8 protein-coding genes are annotated in these 9,240 nt (G+C 73.2%); 6 read left to right on the forward strand and 2 right to left on the reverse strand.

Annotated elements, in window-relative coordinates:
- Window positions 1-143 precede the first annotated feature (143 nt).
- The gene (ileS, locus tag ACH4PY_RS32465; protein ID WP_398191279.1) at window positions 144-3,290 is read right to left on the reverse strand and encodes an isoleucine--tRNA ligase; all 3,147 of its coding nucleotides are present in this window, start codon (window positions 3,288-3,290) and stop codon (window positions 144-146) included.
- Window positions 3,291-3,753: 463 nt separating this feature from the next.
- Window positions 3,754-4,026 (reverse strand): hypothetical protein, encoded by a 273-nt coding sequence (locus tag ACH4PY_RS32470; protein WP_398191282.1) that lies wholly within the window; start codon window positions 4,024-4,026, stop codon window positions 3,754-3,756.
- 34 nt (window positions 4,027-4,060) lie between these two features.
- On the opposite strand from ACH4PY_RS32470, the gene ACH4PY_RS32475 reads away from it, so the two are divergent.
- The 6 genes from ACH4PY_RS32475 (at window position 4,061) to ACH4PY_RS32500 (ending at window position 9,068) form a co-directional block, all read left to right on the forward strand.
- Window positions 4,061-4,522 carry a TraR/DksA family transcriptional regulator gene (locus ACH4PY_RS32475; protein WP_398191285.1) on the forward strand — a complete coding sequence of 154 codons (462 nt, stop codon included), beginning with the start codon at window positions 4,061-4,063 and terminating at the stop codon, window positions 4,520-4,522.
- A 90-nt stretch (window positions 4,523-4,612) separates the two neighbouring features.
- A complete protein-coding gene (gene lspA, locus ACH4PY_RS32480) occupies window positions 4,613-5,209 on the forward strand; it encodes a signal peptidase II (protein ID WP_398191288.1) in 597 nt (198 codons plus the stop codon).
- A 76-nt stretch (window positions 5,210-5,285) separates the two neighbouring features.
- Entirely contained in the window at window positions 5,286-6,227 is a 942-nt protein-coding gene (locus ACH4PY_RS32485) for an RluA family pseudouridine synthase (protein WP_398191291.1), read from the forward strand.
- A 50-nt stretch (window positions 6,228-6,277) separates the two neighbouring features.
- Window positions 6,278-6,691, forward strand: a complete 414-nt coding sequence (locus tag ACH4PY_RS32490) for a GNAT family N-acetyltransferase (protein ID WP_398191309.1) — start codon at window positions 6,278-6,280, stop codon at window positions 6,689-6,691.
- A gap of 128 nt (window positions 6,692-6,819) precedes the next feature.
- Entirely contained in the window at window positions 6,820-8,409 is a 1,590-nt protein-coding gene (locus ACH4PY_RS32495; protein WP_398191294.1) for a Na+/H+ antiporter, read from the forward strand.
- Window positions 8,410-8,519: 110 nt separating this feature from the next.
- Complete coding sequence (locus tag ACH4PY_RS32500; RefSeq protein ID WP_398191312.1) at window positions 8,520-9,068, forward strand: dienelactone hydrolase family protein; 549 nt, start codon at window positions 8,520-8,522, stop codon at window positions 9,066-9,068.
- Window positions 9,069-9,240 lie beyond the last annotated feature (172 nt).

Below are 9,240 nucleotides of genomic sequence, written 5' to 3' on the forward strand. Positions count from 1 at the left end.
GCTGCGCCGAGCTGTTCAGGGCCGGGCCTCCCGGGGGTTGCACCCCGCGGAGGCCCGGCCCTTTTGCGCGAGCGTGCGCCTGCGGCGCCGGCCACACCAGGGGCGCGTGAGAGGTGCCCCCACGCGCCCCTACTGGGCCTTGCTCACGCCCTCCGCAAGGAGAAGCTCAGGGACAGGGGCTCGTCCGTGAAGGGGGAGCCGAAGTCCGCGGAGGGGGCGCCCTCCGCGAAGTCGACGGCGAGGACCTCCTCCGAGATGAGCGTGGCGTGCGCGGCGAGCGCGGAGGCCAGCTCGGGGTTGGTCGTCGTCCAGCGGACGGCGATCCGGTCGGCCACGTCGAGGCCGCTGTTCTTGCGGGCCTCCTGGACGAGCCGGATGACGTCGCGGGCCAGGCCGGCGAGCCGCAGCTCGGGGGTGATCTCCAGGTCGAGGGCGACCGTGGCGCCGGAGTCGGAGGCCACCGACCAGCCCTCGCGCGGGGTCTCGGTGATGATGACCTCCTCCGGGGACAGCTCGACGGTCTCCCCGTCGACGGCCACCGAGGTCACCCCCCGCTCCCGCAGCTCCGCGGAGAGCGCGGCCGCGTCCGCGGCGGCCACGGCGGCGGCGACCGCCTGGACGCCCTTGCCGAACCGCTTGCCCAGCACCCGGAAGTTGGCCTTCGCGGTGGCGTCGACCAGCGAGCCGCCGACCTCGGAGAGGGACGCGAGCGAGGAGACGTTCAGCTCGTCGGCGATCTGGGCCCGCAGTTCGTCGGTGAGGTCCTCGAAGCCCGCGGCGGCGACGAGCGCGCGGCGCAGCGGCTGCCGGGTCTTGACGCCGGACTCGGCGCGGGTGGCGCGGCCCAGTTCGACCAGGCGGCGCACCAGCTGCATGCGGGTGGACAGCGCCGGGTCGATGAGCGCCTCGTCGGCGACCGGCCAGCTCGCGAGGTGGACGGAGTCCGGCGCGTCCGGCACGACGGGCACGACGAGGTCCTGCCAGACGCGTTCGGTGATGAACGGCACCAGCGGCGCCATCAGCCGGGTCACCGTCTCGACCACGTCGTGCAGGGTGCGCAGCGCGGCCGCGTCGCCCTGCCAGAAGCGGCGGCGGGAGCGGCGGACGTACCAGTTGGACAGGTCGTCGACGAAGGCGGACAGCAGCTTGCCGGCGCGCTGGGTGTCGAAGGACTCCAGCGCCTCGGTGACGTCCCGTACGAGGACGTTGAGTTCACCGGCCAGCCAGCGGTCGAGCAGCGGGCGGTCGGCGACGGCCGGGTCGGACGCGGAGGGCGCCCAGCCGGACGTACGGGCGTAGAGGGCCTGGAAGGCGACGGTGTTCCAGTAGGTGAGCAGCGTCTTGCGCACGACCTCCTGGATCGTGCCGTGGCCGACCCGGCGGGCGGCCCACGGGGAGCCGCCGGCGGCCATGAACCAGCGCACCGCGTCGGCGCCGTGCTGGTCCATGAGCGGGATCGGCTCCAGGATGTTGCCGAGGTGCTTGGACATCTTGCGGCCGTCCTCGGCGAGGATGTGGCCCAGGCACACCACGTTCTCGTACGCGGAGCGGTCGAAGACCAGGGTGCCGACGGCCATCAGCGTGTAGAACCAGCCGCGGGTCTGGTCGATCGCCTCGGAGATGAACTGCGCGGGGTAGGTGCGCTCGAAGACGTCCTTGTTGCGGTACGGGTAGCCCCACTGCGCGAAGGGCATCGACCCCGAGTCGTACCAGGCGTCGATGACCTCGGGCACCCGGGTCGCGGTGCTGCCGCAGCGGCCGCACGCGAAGGTGACCTCGTCGATGTAGGGGCGGTGCGGGTCCAGGCCCGACTGGTCGGTGCCGGTCAGCTCGCCCAGCTCGGCGAGCGAGCCGACGCACGTGAGGTGCTCCTCCTCGCAGACCCAGATCGGCAGCGGGGTGCCCCAGTAGCGGCTGCGGGACAGCGCCCAGTCGACGTTGTTGTCCAGCCAGTCGCCGAAGCGGCCGTGCTTGACGGACTCCGGGTACCAGGTGGTGCGCTCGTTCTCGCGCAGCATCGCGTCCTTGACCGCGGTCGTCCTGATGTACCAGGACGGCTGCGCGTAGTAGAGGAGCGCGGTGTGGCAGCGCCAGCAGTGCGGGTAGCTGTGCTCGTAGGGGACGTGCCGGAAGAGCTTGCCGTTCGCGGTCAGCTCGGCGACCAGCGCCTCGTCGGCCTTCTTGAAGAAGACCCCGCCGACGAGCGGCACCTCGGGCTCGAAGGTGCCGTCCCGGCGCACCGGGTTGACCACCGGCAGGCCGTACGCGCGGCAGGCCCTGAGGTCGTCCTCGCCGAAGGCGGGGGACTGGTGGACCAGGCCCGTGCCGTCCTCGGTGGTGACGTACTCGGCGTTGAGCACGAAGTGCGCGTCCGGGATGTCGACGAGGGTGAAGGGCCGCTCGTACGTCCAGCGCTCCATCTCGCGGCCGGTGAAGGTCTCGCCGGTCGGCTCCCAGCCCTCACCCAGCGCCTTGCCGAGCAGCGGCTCGGCGACGACGAGCTGCTCGGTGCCGTCGGTGGCCACCACGTAGCGGACGTCCGGGTGCGCGGCGACCGCGGTGTTGGACACCAGCGTCCACGGCGTGGTCGTCCACACCAGCAGTGCCGCGCGCCCGGCGAGCGGGCCGCTGGTGAGCGGGAAGCGGACGTAGACGGACGGGTCGACGACCGTCTCGTAGCCTTGCGCCAGCTCGTGGTCGGACAGGCCGGTCTGGTCGCGCGGGCACCACGGGGCGACCCGGTAGTCCTGCACCAGCAGGCCCTTGTCGAAGATCTGCTTGAGCGACCACCACACCGACTCGACGTACTCCGGGTCCATCGTGCGGTACGCGTCGTCCAGGTCCACCCAGTAGCCCATCCGGGTGGTCAGCTCGGCGAAGGCGTCGGTGTGCCGGGTCACCGACGCGCGGCACCTGGCGTTGAACTCCGCGATGCCGTACGCCTCGATGTCCTGCTTGCCGGTGAAGCCCAGCTCCTTCTCGACGGCCAGCTCCACGGGCAGGCCGTGGCAGTCCCAGCCCGCCTTGCGGGTCACGTGGTGGCCCTGCATCGTCTTGAAGCGCGGGAAGACGTCCTTGAAGACCCGGGCCTCGATGTGGTGGGCGCCGGGCATGCCGTTCGCGGTCGGCGGGCCCTCGTAGAAGATCCAGTCGGGCAGTCCGCGGCTCTGCTCCACGGAGCGGGCGAACGTCTTGCGCTCGCGCCACAGCTCCAGCACCTCGTGTTCGAGAGCGGGCAGGTCGACCTGCGCGGGCACCTGGCGATACTGCGGCTGGCTGGTCGGGCTCATCGCGGACTTTCCTCCGGCGGACGCTGGGACACTCCGTCGAAGGGACGAGGACGCCGGAGCGCTCCCGCGGTACCACCCTTCTTGGCGGTGGAGGACTTCCCACCGCCCCCTCATTGGGGTCAGCGATGCCGGTTCTACTCACCCGGCGGCCGACGGCGCGGTCCCACGGGTTTTCTTCCGGCGGCTCCGGGCTGATCTTCACCCCGCGCACACCCCCGGGCTTCCACCGTCCCCGGGTCGCTCTCGGCTGCGTGCGGCGCTACTCGTCCCATCCACGCCGGTTCGCTGCCGCTCAGTGTACGGCCGCGCGCGGACCCGCGCCGCCGGGTTTTCCGCCGCCGCCCGGCGGACCGGCCCGCGGCGGCCCGCTTACCCGAATGGCCTGCTCCGCGCGCCGGGGCGGCGGCTGTCGCGCATCGTTGCGCCATGTACCGGAATACCCGGCGGTGAGCTGGGCACCAGCTCACGGATGCGAAGGGGTCGCGGTCATGGCCGTGAAGGAGTCGGCGGACCAGCCGGCGGAAGAGCCGGCGGAAGAACCCGCGAAGCAGGCGGCACAGGAGCCGGCCGAGAAAGCCGCCAGGAAAACGGCCAGGAAATCGGCGAGGAAGACGGCGAAGAAGGCCGCCGCCAAGGCACCGGCCGGGAAGACCGCCGCCAGGAAGACAGCTTCGGCCGCCCCGGCAGGTGGGAAGAAGGCCGCAGCCGGGAAGAAACCGGTGAGCGACGAGCGCACCGGTCATGACGGGCCCGAGACAGGAGCTGGCACTGTGGGAGTGGAGAAGACGGCGGCCGGTACGGCCGCGAGCGGCGTCCCTGCGGCGCGCGGCGCGGCCGGAGCCGGAGACCTCGCGGTCCTGCCCGGCGAGGATCCGTGGACGCCCGAGGAGGTCGCGGAGGCCCGCGCCGAGCTGACCGGGGAGGTCGACCGGCTCCGCGCCGAGATCGAGTCCTCCGAGCAGGCCGTCGCCGGCCTGCTGCGGGACGGCGCCGACAGCGGCGGCGACGAGGCCGACACCGGCGCCAAGAACATCAGCCGGGAGTACGAGCTGGCGCTCGCCGCCAACACCCGCGAGACGCTCCAGCAGGCCGAGCACGCCCTGCGGCGCCTCGACGAGGGCACGTACGGGCTGTGCGAGGTGTGCGGCAACCCGATCGGCAAGGCCAGGATGCAGGCCTTCCCCCGCGCCACCTTGTGCCTCGACGACAAGCAGCGCCAGGAACGGCGGTGACACGCGGCCGATGACCCGTCCGCGGCCGGTGCCGTACCCTCGTCACAGGCGGGCGCACCGGCCCGTACGTGCTGAGGGCTGAGGGACCACGTGACGGAAGCGGAGCGCACCATCATCACGCCGGACGACGACGCCCCGGGGCGGGCGGAAGAGCCCGCGCAGCCCGCCGCGGACGCCCCCGCCGCCCCGTCCACCGCGGTCCGCAACCGCCGCATCCTCGTGCTGGCGGGTGTCGCGGCCTTCGCGTACCTGCTCGACCTGCTCTCCAAGATCTGGGTCGTCAAGAGCCTCGAAGGCCATGACTCGATCGACGTGCTCGGGCACTACCTGCGGCTCGACGCGCTGCGCAACGCAGGCGCGGCCTTCGGCATGGGCCAGGGCATGACGATCGTCTTCACGTGCATCGCGGCCGGTGTGATCGTCGTCATCGTCCGGCTGTCCCGCCGTCTGTACAGCGCGCCCTGGGCCGTCGCCCTCGGACTGCTCCTCGGCGGCGCCTTCGGCAACCTCACGGACCGTGTCTTCCGCGCGCCCGGCGGACTCCAGGGCCATGTCGTCGACTTCATCGCCCCCGAGCACTTCGCGGTCTTCAACCTCGCGGACTCGGCGATCACCTGCGGTGGCGTGCTGATCGTCCTGCTCTCCTTCCGCGGTATCGACCCCGACGGCACCCGCCACCGCGACTGACCCCCGGCCGGGCTCCCGCCCCCCTCCGCCGAGGGAGCGGAAATCCGGGGTCCGCGGGTCCGGCATACTCGACCGGGTGAGTACCGCACCCGAAATCCGCTCGTTGCCCGTGCCCGACGGCCTGGAGGGCGAACGCGTCGACGCCGCCCTCGCCCGTATGTTCGGCTTTTCCAGGACCAAGGCCGCCGAGCTCGCCGCGGACGGCAAGGTGTCGCTGGACGGGTCGGTCGCGGGGAAGTCGGAGCGGGTGCACGGGGGTGCGTGGCTGGAGGTCGAGATGCCCGCGCCCGCGGCCCCCGTGCGGGTCGTCGCGGAGCCCGTGGAGGGCATGGAGATCGTCCACGACGACGACGACGTCGTGGTGATCATGAAGCCCGTGGGGGTGGCCGCGCATCCGAGCCCCGGGTGGTCCGGTCCGACCGTGATCGGCGGGCTGGCCGCGGCGGGCTACCGGATCGCCACCTCCGGCGCCGCCGAGCGGCAGGGCATCGTGCACCGGCTGGACGTCGGGACGTCCGGACTGATGGTCGTGGCGAAGTCGGAGAACGCCTACAGCCTGCTCAAACAGCAGTTCCGGGAGCGGGTCGTGGACAAGCGCTACCACGCGCTCGTGCAGGGCCACCCCGACCCGCTGAGCGGCACCATCGACGCGCCGATCGGCCGGCACCCCACGCACGACTACAAGTGGGCGGTCGTCGCGGACGGCAAGCCGTCGGTGACGCACTACGACCTGATCGAGGCCTTCCGCTCCGCCAGCCTGCTGGACATCAAGCTGGAGACGGGCCGCACCCACCAGATCCGGGTGCACATGTCCGCGCACCGCCACCCTTGCGTCGGCGACCTCACCTACGGCGCCGACCCGACCATGGCCCGCCGGCTGGGCCTGACCCGGCAGTGGCTGCACGCCAAGCGGCTGGGCTTCGAGCACCCGGCGGACGGCTCCTGGGTGGAGTTCAGCAGCGAGTACCCGCCGGACCTGGAGCACGCGCTGGAGACGGTGCGGGCGGAGAGCCGGTGAGCGCCCCGGCGACCGGGGTGCGGGTGATCGTGGCCGGGGACACCGCGGGCATGGCCGCCGTGCACGCCATCCGGCACGAGGTCTTCGTGGTGGAGCAGGGCGTCCCGGCGGAGCTGGAGTGGGACGGCAAGGACGGCCGGGCCGTGCACGCGCTCGCCGAGGGCGCGGGCACCGGGCGGCTGCTGCTCGGCGCGGACGCCGCGGCGAAGAACGGCGGCGACGAGCAGCTGGCGGTGCTCGGCCGGCTCGCGGTGCTGAAGGCCGCGCGCGGTACGGGCCTGGGCGCGCTGCTGGTGCGGGCGCTGGAGGAGGAGGCCGGGCGGCTCGGCCTCGCGGGCGTCTACCTGGAGGCCCAGGTGCACGCGATCGGCTTCTACGAGAAGCTCGGCTACACCGCGTACGGCCCGCAGTTCCAGGACGCCGGGATCGCCCACCGCGCGATGCGCCGCACCTGGCGCCCCTGAACCCGCGCGGCCCGCACCCGTACGGCCGTTCGGGGGCGCGGCGGCGCCACGGCGGCGCGGGGGATCGCTCGGGCGGCCTGCGGCGCGCCCCGCGGCCGTAGCGCACCGCGCAAGGCACGCTGGCGGGCGTGGACCAGCTCGCCCTGTTCTTCTCGCTCATGCTCGCGGCCGTCGTGACGGTGCCGCTCGGCGACCGGCTGGCACTGCCCGCGCCGGTGCTCATGACGCTGTTCGGCGGGGTCCTGGCGCTGATCCCGCAGGTTCCCAACGTCCGGATCGACCCGGACTTCATCCTGCCGCTGCTGCTCCCGCCACTGCTGTACGCCGCGGTGCAGCGCACCTCGTGGCGGCAGTTCGCGGCCAACCGGCGGGCGATCTTCCTGCTCGCGGTGGCGCTGGTCTTCGTCACCACGACGGCGGTCGCCGCCGTCGTGGACGCGGTGGTGCCGGGCATCACGGTGGCCGCGGCCTTCACGCTGGGCGCGCTCGTGGCGCCGCCCGACCCGGTCGCGGCGACCGCGGTGGCGGGCCGCCTCGGGCTGCCGCGCCGCATGATCTCGATCCTGGAGGGCGAGGGGCTCTTCAACGACGTCACGGCGATCGTGCTCTACCACGTGGCCGTCGACGCGGCGGTGTCCGGGCACTTCTCGGTGGGGCACGCGCTGCTGGAGTTCGTGCTGTCCGCGGTCGTCGCGGTCGTGGTGGGGCTGGTGCTCGGCTGGGGCGCCAACAAGCTCATGGGCGTGGTGGGCGACCCGACACTCCAGGTCGGGCTGTCGCTGCTGGTGCCCTTCGCCTCGTACGCCATCGCCGAGGAACTGTCCGGCTCGGGCGTGCTCGCGGTGCTGACCAGCGGGCTCTTCCTCGCCGAGTACGCCTTCGAGGCCGACGACGTGACCGCGCGGCTGGCCGGCACCACGTTCTGGCAGATCATCGACACGCTGGTCACCGGCATCGCCTTCGGGCTCATCGGCCTGGAGCTGCACCACGTCTTCAGCGTCGGCGCCGGCAACTGGGGGCCGATGACACGGGACGCGCTGCTCGTCGTCGCCGTGGTCGTCGGGGTGCGGCTGGTGTGGCTGCTGCCGGCCGCGTGGGTGGCCCGGCGGCTGCACAAGCTGCGCGACATGGACGAGGACATCCCGATGACATGGCGGGAGACCGTCGTCATGTGGTGGTCCGGGATGCGCGGGGTGGCGTCGGTCGCGCTGGCGCTCGCCATCCCGCTGGAGACCGACCACGCCGGTGCCTTCCCGGCCCGCCCCGAACTCCTCTTCATCGCCTTCGCCGTGGTGCTGGCCACCCTCGTCCTCCAGGGCCTGACCCTGCCCTGGCTGGTCAAGCGGCTCGGGGTGAGCAGCGACATCGACGCCGAGCACGAGCTGGAGCACGAGCTGGCGGTCCGCGCGATGGCCGCGGCACGCACCCGGCTCAAGGAGATCGAGGAGAACGAGCCGATCGACGAGGAACTGTCGGAGATGCTGCACCGGCGGGCCTTCGACATGGGCGCGCGCATCTCGCCGGACATCGTCGACGAGGAACGGCGCGAGTCGCACGCGCGCCGGATCAAGCGCGTCAGGTCGCTGCGCCGGATCCAGGACGACATGATGTCCGCCGCCCGCCACGAGGTGCTGGCCGCGCGCAGCGAGCCGGGCAACGACCCGGAGGTCGTCGACCGGGTGCTGCGGCACCTGGACCTGCGCTCGATGCGCGGCTGACCCGTGGGCACCGGGCCCGGGACTGTCGGCGGGGGCTGGCACGATGGGACCCGCAAGACGCAGCAGGCAGAAGCGAGGGAGCCGCCGTGACGATCGTCCTCTTCCACTCCATGTACGGGCTGCGGCCCGCCGTGCGGGACGCAGCGGAGCGGCTGCGGGCCGCGGGCCACGAGGTCGTGGTGCCGGACCTGTACGACGGCCGGACGGCCGACACCCCCGAGGACGGCCTGGCGCTGCGGGACGAGATCGGCCGGGAGGAGCTGCTGCGCCGCGCGGTGACGGCGGCGGCCCCGTACTCCGAGAGCGGCGCCGTCTACGCCGGGTTCTCCCTCGGCGGCTCGATCGCGCAGAATCTGGCGCTCGGCGACGAGAAGGCCCGCGGGCTGCTGCTCCTGCACGGCACCTCGGACATCGCCGACGACGCCGCCACCGGCATCCCGGTGCAGCTGCACGTGGCCGACCCGGATCCCTTCGAGTCGGACGACTGGCTGAACGCCTGGTATCTGCGGATGCGCCGGGCGGGCGCCGATGTGGAGGTCCACCGCTACCGCGGCGCGGGCCACCTCTTCACCGACCCGGAGCTGCCCGACCACGACGCCGAGGCGGCGGAGCGGACGTGGGCGATCGCGCTGGACTTCCTCCGCGAGCTGGAGGCCTGACCTGCGGCGGCCGGGTGGGGGCATCCCCCCCTGTACACAGCGGCGGGGGGGGGGGGGGGGGCCCCCCCCCCCCCCCCCCCCCCCCCGGGCCCCCCCCCCCCCCCCGGGGATAGGTGGGGGGGGGAGGCAGCAACCCCACCTACCACGGGCGACCCCCCCCCCAAAAGGCGGG

Origin of the sequence: Streptomyces sp. NPDC021224 (assembly GCF_044332905.1) — a bacterium.
GTDB lineage: Bacteria > Actinomycetota > Actinomycetes > Streptomycetales > Streptomycetaceae > Actinacidiphila.